Below are 16,896 nucleotides of genomic sequence, written 5' to 3' on the forward strand. Positions count from 1 at the left end.
CACGCCCCGCCCAGATTATCCACACCCTCCACCGCTTCTCATTAACCTCCAGATTCATCTAGGGGGTCGCCGCGTCCACCCTTCCAACCACACCATCCCGAGCGCAGCGAGGCCGCACCGTTCCCTGGAACCATCCTCCACGAACTTCACTTCAGGTTATCGCCCGATTATTGCGCCCCACCATTCCCCACTCGCACAGGCTTTCCCCCAGCCTACTCCTCCGCCGCCAGCGGCCCAAAAGGCAACCCCGTCTCCTCAAGAATTTCCCGAATCTGCGCCGAAAACCAATCCTCCGAGCGCTTCATGGAAATATCCTGTGGGGGCACCGGAAAATAATCTTCCCCCACGATGCCGTCCACCGAATCCGCCATCGGCAACTGAATGTCCGCGGGAAAATAATTGTCATCCACCTGAAAACATTTTTTGGGCGGCGGCGGCAATTTGCTCTTTGCATTCACGTCCGCGTCTTCGACTTCCACAAAACGAAAGTGCCCGCGGTCATTTACCGTGACCAGCTTCGCTTCCACCAGCCGCGTCATCAATCCCCTCGCCCAATCCGGCTTTTCACGAAATTTCCGGCGGCCACCGGCGCAACGGGAAATCTCCGCGAGCGGAACCGAAGTGCCCTTCCAGGATTTGAGGTAATCCAAAACTTCCAACTCATCCGCACTAAGAATCATACGACTTAAAACAACCTGCCTAATTTGAACGTGGCAATTTCGGAGCAGAAGAAATGCCATGAAGTCGAAAATGCAGAGGACACCTTTCCTCCCCGTAAATAAGTAGAAACTCTTCATCCGCGCCCGCCACGCAACGCGCGCGCTGTATATAAATGAGGCACGCGCGCCAGCGAACTGGCGGTTGCGAAGTTATGCCGCTGTCCCAACCGTCTGCGGTTTCGCGCGCAATTCCGACTGCACTTCCTTCACCAGTTTTTCCATCCGGCGGCCGTACTCGACGTAATTATTATACTGCACTTCCGGCGCGGCGGTGACGCTCTTGTCATGAAACACCACCGCCATGTGCGGCTCGATGGAAATGCCCGCATCATAACCATGCGCCAGCAAGTCCTTGATGATCTTGCGCACCTGCCCGTCGCCTTCGCCGGGAAATTTATAATCGCCGTCTTTTTTCGCGGGCGCCCAAACAGCGTCCTTCACATGCACATGAACAATGTGCTCGCGCACGTGCGAATAAAATTCCCACGCGTCCTGCTGCGACCACGGTTTCGGCTTCGTGCGATCCGCCGTGATCACGGGATTGCCCGTATCAAAAACCAATTTCAGCCCCGGCACATTCTCCAGCATCTTCAGCGTGAACGGCCAGCCCATGCCGCCATAGTTCGCGCAATTCTCATGCACCGGCTGGATGCCCGCATCGAGAAACAGTTTGGTGATCTCGCGCAAACGGCGAAAACGCTCCTCCTCCATTTGATCATCACCATCGCGCGGCGCAAAACTCATGATGCGCACCATCTTCGTGCCGAGCCGCTGCATGCGCGGAATCGCCCGGCGCGTTTCCGCCAATGACGATTCCCCCGGCTGATCAATTTTCTTCCCCCAGTTGCCAATCGCCGAACCAAACCCGCTGATGTGAACTCCCGTCTGCGCCAGTTTCTCGACGACTATATCAAACGCCGCCTCGGGAATATCATGAATATTCCCCGCCGGAAAACCGGGTGCCTCAACCATGCGCGCCTCGATATTTTTCCAGCCCAATTCCGTCGTCGCCTTGATTTGCGTATCAATCGCGGCGCCCGCTTCATCAGCAATGCCAGTTAGAAACATAAATTTGATCTATGGGAAAATGCGGGGAAATTCCAGGTAATCCCCATCCTTTAAAGTCACCGCCTTTGCGGCTGGCTCCAAACGATTGACATAATAACGCTTTTTTTTCACGTTGCCGTTCACGGAAGAACCAAGAATCACCGCTTTGTGACTAAAGTCATTAAAATTGCTTGAAATGTTCAAAGCTGTTTCCAGTGTCGTTCCATTTGTAAAATAGTAAATGCCGTTTCGCGATCCCATCGGCCCCCACATGCTCACCCGCACAAAGCCGGGCGCTGCGTGCCCCGAGACTATCGCCGGCTCTCCCGCAGTTTCAGCGCATGAACTCAACAAGCATGCAACGAACCCGAAGAGAATTGCGAAAATGATCTGGTTGCTTTTAGTCCCCGTCATTCGCTTCCTATCGGCTGAACGATTTCGCAAAATCTTCCGTGGAAACTTTCACCACTTTCTTTTTCGCCGTGGAACCTGCGATCAACTGCTTCAATTTTTTCTCGTAAGCCTTGCTGTCCATCGGCAATTCCACTGTCTTGCCCGTCAGCGACGAATATAACATCACATTCGCCAGTTCGACAGAATGAATTCCATCCGGCCCGGGCGCAATCAGCGGCGCGCCGTCCAGAATCGCATCCACAAAATTCTGCATCAGGGCCGCATGCGGCGCGGTGGCATTCTCAATCGGAATTTCCACATTCCACACTTCCGGTTTCAGAAATCCCACCTTGGACGATTTGCAAAACTCATCCATCGGAACTTCGTTGCGCGTGAAAAACAATTTGTCCTTTTCCAAAACAATCTTGCCGCGCGTGCCGGCGATTTCAAACCGGTTCGTTCCCGGCGCTTCCCCGGTGGACGTGATAAAAACGCCCGTCGCCCCGTTCGGATATTCAAAATACGCGGTGACATTGTCTTCAACCTCGATCTTGTGAAACCGCCCAAGCTGGCAAAACCCGCGCACCCGCGCCGGCATGCCACAAAGCCATTGCAGCACGTCGAGATTATGCAGGCATTGATTCAGCAGCACGCCCCCGCCCTCGCCCTTCCACGTCGCGCGCCACTCGCTGCTCGAATAATAGGCATCCGTGCGATACCAATCAGTGATGATCCAATTCACCCGCGTGATTTCCCCCAACTCACCGCTCTCGATTAACCGGCGAATCTTCGCGTAACGCGATTCCACGCGCAGTTGAAACATTCCCCCGAAAACCAGCCCCTTATTTTTCTGCTTTTGCTTTTGATACGTGGCGATCAACTTTTCCGCATCCGCCTTGTGCGCTGAAATCGGTTTTTCCACCATCGCATGCACGCCGTTTTCGAGCGCGCAAATCCCCAGGCTGGTATGCTGATAATGCGGCGTGGCGATGAGCACCGCATCCACCTCCCCCGAACGAATCAGTTCCTCACCATCAGCAAAAATTTTCAACGGCGCGTACTTCTCAAGCTTCTCCGGCGACGTCGAACAAACCGCCACCAGTTCGCACCGGCCGACTTTTCCCGCGCGCAAATAATCGGCGTGATGCCTGCCAATATTTCCCATGCCGATAATCCCAAGCCGCACTGTGTTCATGCAAAAAGATTACCGGCCTCACCAAATAATTCAAACCCGCAATTCCATCGTATCGCAACCTCAGTCACCTCGCACACCATCCGCGTCGTAACGCGACTTGCCGCTCCGCCGCCGAAGTCCCGCAGGGACGACAGATCTTAGCCCAGCAATTTATTGCTGGGTTGAACTCCCCTTCAATCCAAGTCCCGGAGGGACGAAAGAAATTCCCGTATGGAACCAACGCTAACCTACTCGTCCAACACTTCTCATTAACCCCCGACTTCAGTGGGGGGAAAATTCAATCGCCTGCGTCAGAAACGGTTTCCAACCGTTTCTCAAATTTAAATTTTGCCACCATGAAGACAAACGTAGGCGCATTCTTCAACCCCGTACACCTCAACGGGACATCGCCCTCGCGATGTCCCTGGCCCAGCAATGGCAGTGTCACTGCCTCGCTGGAGAACCTCCTCCTTTTCTTCAGTAGAGCAGCACCGTCGTCTTGCCGCGGAACTCCTCCAGGTTCAGCTTGCCCTTGCCGAAAGCATCAATGTCCGATTTCTTCGCGCGAATCGTCAGCACCGGCCCGCCCGACGAATGCCCGGAACTCGACGAACCCACCCACGCCGCCCCCGGCGGAACCGGTCCGCCATACCCGCCACCACTGACAGTCACAGTGCCAGTACTGCTGGTGCTCATGCCTCCACCTCCCACGCGTCCACCCTTTTGATCTTTATGAAATGCGAAGTGCGGAGCATTCCCCCCACTTTCCGTGGAGACAACCAGCGTCACCGTCTCATCCGATTTCAAGTTGCGGATATTGCTCGCGTTTTTTAAAGCCGACGTAAGCGCCTTTTTAAGATTCTCCACCTGCGCCGGATCAAATTCCGGCTTCGCATCTCCGGCGTTGGCCGCATCGGAAGGATCGCCGTAAAGTTCATGCTTGGTTTCGTCCCACGGCGAATTGGCGTGCTCCTTCGTCTCCGCGTCGTCCACTTTTTTCACTGGACCCGCCAGCGGAAAATTTACATTCAACATAAAAATCGCTCCGTAACCCTGGATCAACAGATTCTTTGGACTGTCGGAATTGCCGAAATTAAATATCTTGATGCCCATCGCCTGATGATCCTCATCTTCGTCCGCGTGCGCCAACGCCTTCTCCAAAATGCGGCCCATGATGCTCAAATCCTCCTGCCCCGCTTCGAGAACTTTCGGGTCCGCGTCGCTGGAACAAATGACCAATCCCCGTTCCGCACGATTTTCGCCTTTGGAAGCATACTGTAACCTGTTCAGCAGGGTTGCGGTGCGAAATTGTTCCTCCCTCGTCGCGTTCGCGTCCTGCGACGCCTGGGCCATAACCATGCGCTGTTGTTTTGCGGCAGCGCGAATCTGGTCCGCCGCCGCCGCTTCCGCCTGAGATGCCGTGGCATAATCCGTCCCCGCGAGGCCGGACGCGCTGCCTTCCGACGCGTCATGATTATAGGCCGCAGCCGGCTCGGCATTAACCGTAAGTGCCAGCGACAACGCCACCGCCACCACGCTTGAGTATAATTTAATTCTCATATTTCTTCTTGGTTTGATGATTATTCCGTTTTGTTTTCCGGCCGCGAATAGTTCGCCAGCGTGACGATTTGCTGTTGTGTCTGTTGAAACGTGTTCTGCGTCAGCACCGCAACCGTCTCAAGGTCCTTGTGCAACTGCGCGTAATCCGTCACTCGATCCACATTCACTTTTTCAATCGCCTCCAAAATCACTTTATTGTCCTGCGCCGCTTTTTCATCCGCTGCCTTTTTGTAACTCGCCAGTTGCTGCGCCATTTCAACCGATAACTCAGCCTTCAGCGACGCCCGCAGCTCCCGCGCCTGCGCCGCCCCCGGCGAAATCTCCCGGCCCACCGCAAATCCGATCGCCAGCATAAAACCCGCGGCCATTCCCCATTTCAACCACGGTGCCACCGCTCGCGCGCGCACCTTTGGCATCTCCACTTTGCCCAGGTCAAGCGTTTGGCGCGTGCGCTCCCAGCGCTGCACTTCCGCCCGGCATTGGCCGCATTGCTTGAGATGCCCCGCGAGCCGCGCGGCTTCCTCCGGTGAACTTTCGCCGTAAAGAAACTCCATCCATTCCTCGTTGCGCGGATGTTTCATATCGCGGGGACTTGCGGACTCGTTTTCGTTTTGCATACGGATTCTCTTTCGTTCAATAAACCGGTTAATATGTCGTTTAGTTGCGCAAGCGCCTCGGCCATGCGCGATTTCACGGTGCCTTCGGGAATTTCCAAAACCTCGCTGATCTCGCGGAATTTCAGCCCCTCGTAATGCCGCATGACCACCACGGTGCGATACGGCTCGGACAATTTCAGCAGCGCGCAACGCACCGCCTCGGCGCGCTCCTGTTCCACCAGCGCAAAATCCGGCGCGGGATTTGCCGCCACGAGAGTTTCGCTTTCGCTTTCCTCACCGCCGTCTTCGAGCAGCGATTCCCGGCGGCGGCCGACCTTGCGCAACTCGTCGTAGCACAAGTTCAGCGCGACCCGCCAAAGGAACGTCGCGAATTTTCCCGACGCCTGGTAATCCTTCCGCCCCGCGAACACCCGCGCGAACGCCTCCTGCGTCAAATCCTGTCCGCGATGCGTATCGCCGGTCATGCGCGCGCAAAGCGATTGGATCGGCTTCTCCCAGCGCCGCACCAGTTGGGCAAACGCCTGCGCGTCGTCGTCCATCTTGACGCGCCACATCGCCTGCTCGTCCGTGACGCCAAAAATCCCCGCGCTCAAAAATGTTCCCGCCATGCTGGTTTCCACTTCGCGTTTCCCACCCGTCACAAGGTTTAACGCCATCAGGGTAGATTTAGTTCGGAAAAATCTTCACTTTTCTTGGATACCGCTCCCTTGGTAAGGCGGCGCGGCAGCGCCGCCGTCCCTTTTCTCCAAAAATCAATCCTCCACCATCCGGGAACCTCAATGAGGTTCAGGCAACAAAGCCCAATGGTTGCGCCGTCCAACGGCGCTACCTTGGGTCAACCACCAAAAATCCCCCACCATATAGAGCGAAGCGAGTCGCGCCCAAGGCGCGTTACCGCCTTCTCCCTCAAAACTCTATTTCCACTGCCGCATACGGTACTACTGCAAAATCCACGTGATGATCGGCGCCATCAACATGCTCGGCAAATAATCCGCCAACTCCAGCTTCTTCAATTCCAAAACAATCAACGCCACGCAAAAAATCAACATCCCGCCCACGGCACAAAGCGAATCCACTAAATGATGCGCCTGCAAAAACGGCTCCATCGTGCGAACCGCCAGCGTGATCGTCCCCTCATAAACCAGCACCGGAATCGCCGAAAGCAAAACGCCCGGACCGAACACACACACAAAACCCATCGCCGCCAATCCGTCCATCACCATCTTCACCGCGAGCGGCCCCCAATAACCCATCAAGCCATCCTGCACCGCGCCGATTGGCCCCAAAGGTCCTGCGCAAAACAGCAGCGCGCAAATCGTGAACCCTTCACTCACGCGATTGGGATCGTCCGGTCGCGCCGCGGCAAACCGCTGGCTCGCCGATTGCCCCAGCCGATTCAACGTCGCCTGAATGCGACACAACCGCCCCACAAACCGGCCAAGCATCAGGGAAAATATCACCACCACCACCTGCTTGAAGATTTGGTAAGCGTTTCCGTTAAGGCCGATCCACGTCAGGTGCAGCCCGATCACCACCGTCATCACCCCCATCAATCCGCGCCACGCCAGTTGCGTGCTCCCGGAGAATTGGCGCTTGAGATTCAACCCCAGCAGGCCACCCACGAGAATTCCAATCGCATTCAGGATGGCTCCGGTCATCGGCACCCGCCCACTCAAACACGGCGATTTGGAACTTCAAAGCGGAAAATGCTCCGGCAGCGCACAAAAACTAAAATCAAATCGTCATTGCATTTCGGACGAAGCACAGGCAAGTTAGCCGTCCGGTTCGGGACGTAGCGTAGCCTGGTAGCGCGCGTGGTTCGGGTCCACGAGGTCGTGAGTTCAATTCTCACCGTCCCGACCATCTTCCTCTTCAAGATGGTCAGCCCTTAATTTCATTCGCTAAATTCTTTTGTCGTCTATTGATTCTCCGCGCGTCCCTGCTAATTTCCCCGCGATGCACGAACCCGTTCCGAACTCGCCCGCCCGCCTCACGTTGATTTACCAAATCATTTCCATCATCGAACGGCTCGATTTCGCGTCCCTTTTTCCCACATCGCAACCGCTCGAAGTGGAACTCGGCAGCGGCGATGGCTCATTCCTCGTGAATTACGCCAAGCTGCATCCCGAACGCAATTTTTTGGGCGTGGAACGGTTGCTCGGACGCCTGCGCAAGCTCGACCGCAAGGCTCGCCGCGCCGGTCTCGCCAACCTCTGCGGCGTGCGAATCGAGTCGGCGTATCTCGTGGAATATTTGCTCCCCCCGCAATCCGTGTCCGCCCTGCACATTTATTTTCCCGACCCGTGGCCCAAGCGCAAACATCGCAAAAATCGTTTGATCAACGACCGCTTTACCCAAATCGCGCACAAAGTTCTGGCTCCAAAAGGCATCGTTTATTTGCGCACCGACGACGAGGATTATTTTAATCAAATGGTGACCGCCTTCGCCGCGAATAAAGATTTCGGCCTCACCGAAACACCGGAAGAACTAAGCGCCGTCGTGACCGATTTCGAGCGAAACTTCCACGCCCGCGGCGTCGGCACCTTGCGCGCCGCTTATTTCAAGATGGGCTGACGATTAAACGTCAATGATCGGCCCCGTGCCCGGCGGAGGTCCAGCCGGGGCGCGTGGGCGCGGCGGCGGCGGCGCAGCCGATTGGCGAAATGTCTGCACGACTTTCACGCCAAAGAAAAGCTTCTCGAACACAAAGACCATTCCCGAGACGATCATGACGATGATCCCGCCCCAAAACGCCGACCAAAAACCAGCAACGTAAAAGTTCGCCCCAAGCATCCATCCCACCAAAAGCAGCATCCCTGCATTGATCACCAGCGTCAACAAACCGAGCGTCATGAAATTCAGAATGCGCAGAAACGCCTTGAGCGGCGGCCTCACAAAGTAATGCAGCACGCTCAACAAAAACGTCCCCATCAACAAATCCACCAGTCGGTAAAAATGTATCCCGCGGACCATCTCCGCCGCCAGTGCGACGCCCAGGACATTCTTCAACCAGCGCCATAAAAATTCTTTTAGCTTCGGTGACATTTATTTGATCGGCACTCGCCAAACCTTCGCCCCATCAACATGCCGCAACCGCGCCCGCTTAACAAGAGCGGGTAGCCTCGCCACGAATTGAACACGGATTAAACCCAGAAGAATGATTATTAATCTGTTCTAAATGATCAAAACCTTTCCCCATTGGCCGTCCGCAAGGACCTCCGCGCCTCCGCGTCTCCGCGGTTAAAATCAAGTTTCAAGATCACCGATTCTGCACATGCAAATACTCTGCCTGCGTTTCCGCAATGATCGTCACCCGCCCCAAACACGCTGGCAGCAAAACAAATTGCCCCGGTCCAACCATCAGTTTCGTGTCCTCGTAAATAATCTCCATGCGCCCATGCAGCATCGCAAGAATTTGCAACCCCTCGCTGCGGATGTGAAACCGCTCGCCGCGTTTCACCAGGCACGCATCAATGCGAAACAACGGATCATCCACCAGCACGCGCACCTTGAACGCGCCATGCTCGGGATAAACACTCTTCACCAGACCCGGCTCGAAATCCTCAAAATCAATGCTCGCCAGCGATTGCTCAACGTGCAACTCGCGCGGCTTGCCGTCGAGCCCCACGCGATGCCAATCATACACGCGATACGTCGTGTCGGAATTCTGCTGGATCTCGAATACCACACTCCCCGCGCCCAGCGCATGCACACGCCCGCTGCGCAAAAACATCACGTCGCCCTTCTTCACCATGATGCGATGAAAACATTCCGCCACCGTGCCGTCTTCAATCTTGCGCTCGAACTCCGCGCGCGTCGCGCCGTGTTTAAGCCCGGCGTAAACATCTGCTTCCGGCGTGGCTTCCGCGATGTACCACATCTCCGTCTTGGGTTCGCCGCCCATCTTCGCCGCGATGCTCGCCGGCGGATGCACTTGCAGCGAGAGCTTGTCCTGCGCGTCGAGAATTTTTGCGAGCAACGGAAAACGGTCGAGCTTCTCCTTGCCCTTGCCCAGCAACTCGCCCGCGTGATGCTCCATCAGCCAGCGCAAATCGCGTCCCGCCAGCGGGCCATTCGCGATCACACTTTCATCGCCCGGCCGGTCCGAGATTTCCCACGACTCGCCAATCGGCACACTAGGTGGCAATTTCTTTTGGTAAAGCGTTTCAAGCCGGCGTCCGCCCCAGACGCGTTCCTTGAAAATGGGCGTGAATATGAATGGATACAATGTCATGGAAAAAATGAGGTGTGCCGGTGGCGCGGAAAATCAGCGTCGTGATGCGTCATCCGATTTCAAGCGCCATTCGTGGACTTCTCGAGCACCTGGCCGTGCGAACGAAACCGCTGGTAACGCTGCTTGAGACGCTTCGTCGGCGAAATTTTGTCCAGTTCCTGCAAATGCGCGAGCAGATATTTTTTGAGCGTATCGGACATGGCGGCTTTGTCATTATGCGCGCCACCCAGCGGCTCAGGAATCACGTCGTCCACCAGTTTGAATTCCAATAGATTGCGGGCGGTAATTTTCAACGCTTCCGCCGCCTTGGGCGCGGCGGTGCGGTCCCGCCACAAAATACTCGCGCAAGCTTCCGGCGCGATGACGGAATAATACGCATTCTCCATGATCAAAACGCGGTCCGTCACGCCGATGCCCAGCGCCCCGCCCGACCCGCCTTCACCGATGATCACGGCAATAGACGGAACTTCCAGCAGCATCATCTCGCGCAGATTCACCGCAATGGATTCAGCAATATGCCGCTCCTCTGCGCCGATGCCCGGGTAAGCGCCCATCGTGTCAATCAAAGTAATGATCGGCAGATTGAATTTATCGGCCAGGCGCATCAGGCGAAGCGCCTTGCGATAACCCTCAGGATTCGCATAACCGAAATTGCGCAAAACATTTTCCTTCGCATCGCGGCCTTTCTGCGTGCCGATCACCATGACCTTGCGGCCATCCAGACGGGCAAATCCACCGACCATCGCGCGGTCTTCACCGAACAAACGGTCGCCGTGCAGTTCATTGAAATCCGTAAAGGTGGACGAAAGATAATCCAGCGTGAATGGCCGCTTGGGGTGCCGCGCGAGCTGGATGCGTTGCCACGGAGTCAGGTTTGAAAAAATCTGGCGGCTGGTCTCCGTGATCTTTTTCTCCATTTGCACAATCTCGTCCTCGAAGCTGACATCCAGCGAGTGGGTTTCCGGATGTTTTTTCAACTCATCCAGTTTCTTCTGCAACTCGAAGATGGGCTTCTCGAAATCGAGCAGGTTTTTCATCGGCTGCCAGTTTAAGTTTTCCCAGCGCGCCGCGCAACGCCGAATTCGAAACAAAAAAAAGAGCCAGATTTCTCTGGCTCAGTGATGATAAGGTTATGACGCCCTCATCCGGGCGCTCAGAAGGGTAGTGAGGCCAACTATGTGACGCTGCTCGAACCTCACTACTGGCACAACCTCTCTGCCAACCCTAAACGAACAGCGACATCTACAATTAATAGATAACCGCCAATAGCAATTCGTTCGGAATTATTTCCATTTATTTTTGAAGGTGACCCGCAGAAAAAACTTGTCGCAATTTGCGATGAGGTTAGCGCCGCTTTGGCGCATGAAGAAGAGAACTTGCCGAAATTTTGTCTTACCGCTGCGGAATATCCGTCAAAATTTTCGTATCCTCGCGTGAACGCAGGACGCGTCCCAGCGGAGTCTTGCCGTTGGCCGAAAGCGATTCCTTCAACGCGCCTTCCTTGCCCGCGCCCGAAGCCACCACCCAAACTTCCGTCGCAGCCGCGAGCACTGCGTAGCCAAGCGTGATGCGCCGCGGCGGTGGCTTCACCGCCGTCACCGCGCGATAAACCAGTCCGTTGTTGATCACGTCCTCCGTTTCGCCGGGAAACAGCGATGCCACATGCCCGTCTTCGCCCATGCCAAGAAAAATCATGTCCAGCACTGGTTGGCCCTTGACGGAAGGCGCCCCCGCACAAATATCAATGATCGCCTCACGCAACACTTGTGGCTCCGGCCCTTCGCCGCGCAAACGATGGATCTGCGCCTCGGGAATTTTGAGCGGGCCGAACAACAGTCTTTGTGCCGCGCCGAAATTGCTTTCCGCATCCGTCGGCGGCACGCAGCGCTCATCCGCCCAGTAGAAATGGACGTTTTGAAAAAGACTCGCGGCTTCCGTGGCGGTCCCGACCAGAGTCACGATCTCTGAAAAAAAAGTTTGCGTGATGCGCCCGCCCGAAAGCGCCACGTTGTAACGCGCCGCCGGTTGGTTGCGTTTGCGCAATTCCATCAGCCAGCTCGTGGCCGCGCCCTTGGCCAATTCTGCCGGATTCGCGAATGGAATGAGTTTATGACCCATGCTAAAATTTAATCCACGTTGGCCATCTGCGCCACACCGCGGCCCATTATTTTATCGGCTGCGGATTCACCCAGGCATGGCCGCGTTGCGCGAGCAAATCGTCTGCCGCCATCGGCCCCCACGTGCCCGCCGCGTAAAATTCCTTGTTCGTGAGCGGCTTGTTTTCCCAGCCTTTGCGGATGGCATCCACAATGCCCCAGGCCGCTTCGACTTCGTCGCGCCGGATGAACAACGTCGCATCGCCCGCCATCGCTTCCAGCAGCAGACGCTCATAAGCCTCGGGCGTGTAAGCGCCGAACTCGGTATTATAACTGAACGCCATCCGCACCGGGCGCACACTCGTGCTGATGCCCGGGACTTTGCCGTTGAACTTCAGCGAAATGCCTTCATTCGGCTGCAAGCGCAAGGTCAGCGCGTTTTGATCAAGTTTATTTTCGCACTTCGCCGCGAACAGCACATTCGGCGTTGGCTTGAATTGGATGCGCACTTCGCTCGCGCTGAACGGCAGATATTTTCCCGTGCGCAAATAGAACGGCACGCCCGACCAGCGCCAATTATCCACCAGCAACTTCAACGCCGCGAAGGTTTCTGTGTTCGAGTCCGGCTTGACCTTCGTTTCCTGGCGATAACCCAAAGTGGATTTGCCATTCACCGTTCCCGCAAAATATTGTCCGCGCACCACCTGTTTCGCGACCGCATCCGGTGTCAACGCGCGAATGGATTTCAACAGCTTCACTTTTTCATCGCGAATCGGTTCTGCGTCGAGCGATACCGGCGGCTCCATCGCCACCAGCGACATCACTTGCAGCAAATGGTTCTGCACCATGTCGCGCAACGCGCCCGCTTCTTCGTAATAACCGCCGCGCCCGCCCACACCGAGATTCTCACTCACCGTGATCTGCACGTGGTCCACCGACTCGCGATTCCACAGATGTTCAAAAATCGAATTGGCAAAGCGGAACATCAAAATGTTCTGCACCGTTTCCTTGCCGAGATAATGATCAATGCGGAAGACCTGCTGTTCATTCGCGAACCGCGTGAGTTCGGAATTCAACTGCGTCGCCGATTCCAGATCATGTCCGAACGGTTTTTCCACGACAATGCGCTGCCAGCCTTTCGACGCTTCCTTGTGGAGAATGCCCGCCTCATGCAATTTCTCGACGCATTCGCCAAACTGGCTCGGCGAGGTAGCCAGATAGATCAATACATTATTGCGCAACTGCTCATTGCCGAAACCGCTGAGCATCTTCTCTAGCTTTTGATAAGCGCCGAGGTCGCCGAACTCACCCATGCAATAGGAGATCTTCTGGGAAAACTCCGCCCAAATCGCCTCGTCCACCGGCTTGGTGCGGGAGAATTGGTCCAGCGCCTGCCGCAATTCCGTGCGCCACGATTCATCCGATTTTTCGCGCCGCGCAAAACCGATCACGCGAAAATCCGGCGGCATTTGCTTGTCTTTAAAAAGATGGTAGAGCGCGGGAATAAGCTTGCGCGCGGTGAGGTCCCCACTTGCCCCATAGATGACGACGGAACAAGGTTCCACCGTTTTGTGAACTGCATCCAGACGGCATTCCGTTACTTCATCCAAATGATCTTGTTCCATGCGCCGCAGGATGCACGAATCTTGAATTCATTTCAACAGTTTCTTATAAACACTTTCGCAATCAGATAACTCGCCCGTTTCTCTCAAACATTCTTAAAAATTTAAGCGCACTTTAACCGCACTTGCGCGTCCAGCGCGAACTTAGAACAGCGCATTGGCATAACCACCCACCGTATGAAAAGCTCCATCCTGACGGACCGCGGGTCTCTGACCCGCAGCAAGGTACACCAGGTCAAGCCGCGTGCAGATCAGCCCATTGTACGACCCGTCTGGGTCATCCATCTCAAAAGCAGGACCGGTGATATTCAAAAGACTTGCACAATCGGCAGCGGCATTCTCGCGTGGATTGCTGCGGGTCACAGACCCGCGGTCCGCTGGAATGGTATCCAAACACTTCCAAGTAGATAGACTTCTCAGATTTTCAGCCTTAGCTTTTTCGCATTTGTATTTTCACAACATGAAAAACCCACCCCTTCTCATTAACCCCGCGCCATTAATCTCCAAACTAAATAGAGCGAAGCGAGTCTCGCCCCGAGGCGAGTTACCGCCCCCAATCCTTGATCGGGAAAAACAATCGTCCACGGCGCCCTAACATAATTTGGCAAGCCACCAGCTAAAGCTTCAGGCCACCACGCGCCAAAATGAAAACCACCTCCAAACGCACCCAAATCATCTGCACTATCGGCCCCGCCTGCCGTTCGCCCGAAAAAATCGCCGCGTTAATCAAAGCCGGCATGGATATCGCGCGCCTGCATTTTTCCTACGCCGGCCAGGAGGAACACGCCGAAAACATCCGTCGCATCCGCGCCGCCGCGCGCCATCTTCATCGTCCCGTGAAAATCCTCCAGGACCTCACCGGCGCCAAAGTCCGCATGGGCGAATTCACCCGCGGCTCAGTCCAGTTGAAATCCGGCTCCGAATTCACCCTCACCGCCCGCACCGTCCCTGGCAATGCCCGCATCGTCTCGCTCAAAATTCCCGAACTCATCTCCGTCATCCGCCCTCGCGATACCATCCTCCTCAATGACGGTGAACTCCGTTTGCAAGCTCTCTCCGTGACGAGCACCGATGCCCATTGCCGCGTCCTCATCGGCGGACGCATCAAGTCCGGCCAATCCGTCCGTGTGCCCGGCAAAGCCGCGCCCGTCTGCGTGCCCACTTTGAAAGATCTCAACGACGTCGCCTTCGGCCTCGCCCACCAGGTGGATTTCATCGCGCTATCCTTCGCCACCACGGCCGCCGAGATAAACACCCTGCGCAAATTCATCCGTGATCAAGGCGCGCAAACGCCCATCATCGCAAAGATCGAACGCCGCGAAGCCTTCGCGAACCTAAATGAAATCATCCGCGCCGCCGACCTCGTGATGGTTGCGCGTGGCGATCTCGGTCAGGAAATTCCGCTCGAAGAAATCGGCATAGCCCAGAAAAAAATCATCCGCTGCGCCAACCGCCTCGGCAAGCCCGCCATCACCGCCACCGAGATGCTCCTCTCCATGATGGAAAAGCCCCATCCCACCCGCGCCGAAGTCACCGACGCCACCAACGCCATCCTCGACGGGTCCAGCGCCGTCATGCTCTCCGGCGAAACCGCCATGGGCAAATTCCCCATCGAAGCCACCCAAACGCTCGCAAAAATCGCCGCCCTCACCGACGCCACAAAAAAATAAACTCCTCCCAAATTGGGAGAGAGAGCGTACTCGCGAGCCCCATATAAATCCCTTCTAACGGATCGCGGGTCTATGACCCGCAGCAACTAAAGAAAAGATTGCCGCGCCAAATTGAAACCAGATCCACCAAAACTTTTTCTCTTCTAAACCGCCCGCGCCAACCCTTTCCCAAACCCGCCCCGCAAATTGCAAAAAAATCCCCACCAAACTGCATTTTGCATGATACAATTTCCAACTCTCCTCAACTCCTTCCACGCCCATCGAAACAATTCCCTCGCATGATTCTGGCATCCTTCCTGCACAACCACCTCCAATGATTGTTTCGTAACTGTCTGCCGTCTGAAGGGCTAAAAGTTTATGAGCGAATCCGACGAAGACGAATCGGAACAAGCAGAAGAAAAAAAGTCCGCCGCCTCCAGCGACGGCCATGATGAATCCTCCGGTTCCGGCCAATCGGAAAATGAGGATTCCAATGTTAAATCAGGCAGCCAGCCGGGTGCTGATTCTAAATCCGAAAATAAGACGCTCGTCTTCAACCAGCCGGTCACCGTCACCATTTCCACGAAGGAAAAAGGCAAGGACGATGGCGATAAAGCGGACGGTAAAGACAGCGATAAAAAATCCGACGATAACGAAGACAAAAATGAAAACGACGAAGACAAAGACAAAAAATCAGACGGCAAAGACAAAAAGTCCGAGGACCAAGATGACCAGTCAGGCAAGCGCAAAAAGCCTCCCCTCTACAAACGCCCAGCCTTCATCATCACCGCTGCCATCATTCTGGTGCTCCTCCTGGTCGGCGGCATTATCCTCTGGCTCATCCTTCGCCAATACGTTTCAACCGACGACGCGTACATAGATACCCACGTCGTTCAGATTAGCCCGCAAGTCAGCGCCCGCGTGCAGGCGCTCTACATTGACGACAACCAACTCGTCCACAAAGGCGATCTGGTAATCCAACTCGACCCGATAGATTACCAGGTCGCCCTCCAGCAGACCCAGGCGCAAGTCATCGCCGCGCGCGGCCGCGTGGATCAGGGGCATGCCCAAATCGAGGCCGCCAAAACCGCCGTGCCCGAAGCGCTCGCCCGCGAGAAATCCGCCCAGGCCCAACTCGATAACGCCACGAAGGATTTGCACCGCTTCCAAAGCGTGGACGAACGCGCCCGTTCCAAACAACAACTCGACAACGCCGCCACCGCCCAGACCAACGCGCAGGCCCAGCTCGAAGTCGCCCACGCCAGCGTGGATTCCGCCAGGGCCGACGTCGTCACCGCCGAAGCCTCGCTCAAAGCCGCTGAAGGCGATTTGAAAACCGCCGAAGCCAATGTCCATCGCGCCGAGGTTAATTTGTCTTACTGCCAGATTTACGCCCCTTGCGATGGTCGCGTAACCGAGCGCACCGTCGAGGCCGGCAATTTCGCCACCGCCGGCCAAACATTGTTCATGCTCGTGGACCTCAACGTCTGGGTCACCGCCAACTTCAAGGAAACCCAGCTTACCCACATGCAGCCCGGCCAGCCCGTCACCATCAAAGTGGATGCCTTTCCGCATCACAAATTTCATGGCCACGTGGATTCCATCCAGGCCGGTTCGGGTTCGCGTTTCTCCGTCCTGCCCGCCGAAAATGCCACCGGCAATTACGTCAAAGTCGTCCAGCGCATTCCCGTGAAAATCATTTTCGAGCACGACGCCAACACCAACAACGCCTACATGCTTTCGCCCGGCCTCTCCGTGGAACCGCGCGTGAAAGTCCGCTAGTTT

The 16,896-nt window shown here is 55.8% G+C and carries 16 protein-coding genes and 1 tRNA gene; 4 read left to right on the plus strand and 13 right to left on the minus strand.

What is annotated here, in order from left to right:
* Positions 1-212: 212 nt before the first annotated feature.
* The 8 genes from VH413_00285 to VH413_00320 all read right to left on the minus strand — a co-directional run bounded on the left by VH413_00285 (position 213) and on the right by VH413_00320 (position 7,186).
* Entirely contained in the window at positions 213-680 is a 468-nt protein-coding gene (locus VH413_00285; GenBank protein ID HEX3797108.1) for a hypothetical protein, read from the minus strand.
* Positions 681-869: 189 nt separating this feature from the next.
* Positions 870-1,787, minus strand: a complete 918-nt coding sequence (locus VH413_00290; protein ID HEX3797109.1) for a TIM barrel protein — start codon at positions 1,785-1,787, stop codon at positions 870-872.
* Positions 1,788-1,796: 9 nt separating this feature from the next.
* Positions 1,797-2,210: a hypothetical protein gene (locus tag VH413_00295; GenBank protein HEX3797110.1), complete on the minus strand. Its 414-nt coding sequence runs from the start codon at positions 2,208-2,210 to the stop codon at positions 1,797-1,799.
* Positions 2,188-3,354, minus strand: coding sequence for a Gfo/Idh/MocA family oxidoreductase (locus VH413_00300; protein ID HEX3797111.1), 1,167 nt, complete (start codon positions 3,352-3,354; stop codon positions 2,188-2,190). The genes VH413_00295 and VH413_00300 overlap by 23 nt, the downstream gene beginning before the upstream one ends.
* Before the next feature lie 456 nt (positions 3,355-3,810).
* Positions 3,811-4,893, minus strand: coding sequence for a hypothetical protein (locus tag VH413_00305; protein ID HEX3797112.1), 1,083 nt, complete (start codon positions 4,891-4,893; stop codon positions 3,811-3,813).
* 20 nt (positions 4,894-4,913) lie between these two features.
* A complete protein-coding gene (locus VH413_00310) occupies positions 4,914-5,474 on the minus strand; it encodes a zf-HC2 domain-containing protein (GenBank protein HEX3797113.1) in 561 nt (186 codons plus the stop codon).
* Positions 5,471-6,166: an RNA polymerase sigma factor gene (locus VH413_00315; protein ID HEX3797114.1), complete on the minus strand. Its 696-nt coding sequence runs from the start codon at positions 6,164-6,166 to the stop codon at positions 5,471-5,473. Before VH413_00315 ends, VH413_00310 begins: the two co-directional genes overlap by 4 nt.
* A gap of 282 nt (positions 6,167-6,448) precedes the next feature.
* Entirely contained in the window at positions 6,449-7,186 is a 738-nt protein-coding gene (locus VH413_00320; GenBank protein ID HEX3797115.1) for a DUF554 family protein, read from the minus strand.
* 110 nt (positions 7,187-7,296) lie between these two features.
* Between VH413_00320 and VH413_00325 the strand changes: the two genes are divergently transcribed.
* Positions 7,297-7,373, plus strand: a tRNA-Pro gene (locus VH413_00325).
* 93 nt (positions 7,374-7,466) lie between these two features.
* Entirely contained in the window at positions 7,467-8,084 is a 618-nt protein-coding gene (gene trmB / locus VH413_00330; GenBank protein HEX3797116.1) for a tRNA (guanosine(46)-N7)-methyltransferase TrmB, read from the plus strand.
* A 3-nt stretch (positions 8,085-8,087) separates the two neighbouring features.
* Here trmB and VH413_00335 read toward each other — a convergent pair whose 3' ends face one another.
* The 5 genes from VH413_00335 to zwf all read right to left on the minus strand — a co-directional run bounded on the left by VH413_00335 (position 8,088) and on the right by zwf (position 13,465).
* A complete protein-coding gene (locus tag VH413_00335) occupies positions 8,088-8,555 on the minus strand; it encodes a phage holin family protein (GenBank protein ID HEX3797117.1) in 468 nt (155 codons plus the stop codon).
* A gap of 214 nt (positions 8,556-8,769) precedes the next feature.
* Positions 8,770-9,744, minus strand: a complete 975-nt coding sequence (locus VH413_00340) for a type I phosphomannose isomerase catalytic subunit (GenBank protein HEX3797118.1) — start codon at positions 9,742-9,744, stop codon at positions 8,770-8,772.
* 59 nt (positions 9,745-9,803) lie between these two features.
* Complete coding sequence (locus tag VH413_00345; GenBank protein ID HEX3797119.1) at positions 9,804-10,781, minus strand: acetyl-CoA carboxylase carboxyltransferase subunit alpha; 978 nt, start codon at positions 10,779-10,781, stop codon at positions 9,804-9,806.
* A 355-nt stretch (positions 10,782-11,136) separates the two neighbouring features.
* A complete protein-coding gene (gene pgl, locus VH413_00350; GenBank protein ID HEX3797120.1) occupies positions 11,137-11,862 on the minus strand; it encodes a 6-phosphogluconolactonase in 726 nt (241 codons plus the stop codon).
* 46 nt (positions 11,863-11,908) lie between these two features.
* Positions 11,909-13,465 carry a glucose-6-phosphate dehydrogenase gene (gene zwf, locus VH413_00355; GenBank protein HEX3797121.1) on the minus strand — a complete coding sequence of 519 codons (1,557 nt, stop codon included), beginning with the start codon at positions 13,463-13,465 and terminating at the stop codon, positions 11,909-11,911.
* Between the two features lie 641 nt (positions 13,466-14,106).
* Between zwf and pyk the strand changes: the two genes are divergently transcribed.
* A complete protein-coding gene (pyk, locus tag VH413_00360; protein ID HEX3797122.1) occupies positions 14,107-15,132 on the plus strand; it encodes a pyruvate kinase in 1,026 nt (341 codons plus the stop codon).
* 357 nt (positions 15,133-15,489) lie between these two features.
* Positions 15,490-16,893 (plus strand): efflux RND transporter periplasmic adaptor subunit, encoded by a 1,404-nt coding sequence (locus VH413_00365; protein HEX3797123.1) that lies wholly within the window; start codon positions 15,490-15,492, stop codon positions 16,891-16,893.
* Positions 16,894-16,896: the final 3 nt, after the last annotated feature.

Source organism: Verrucomicrobiia bacterium (assembly GCA_036268055.1).
Classification (GTDB): Bacteria; Verrucomicrobiota; Verrucomicrobiia; order Limisphaerales; family Pedosphaeraceae; genus DATAUW01.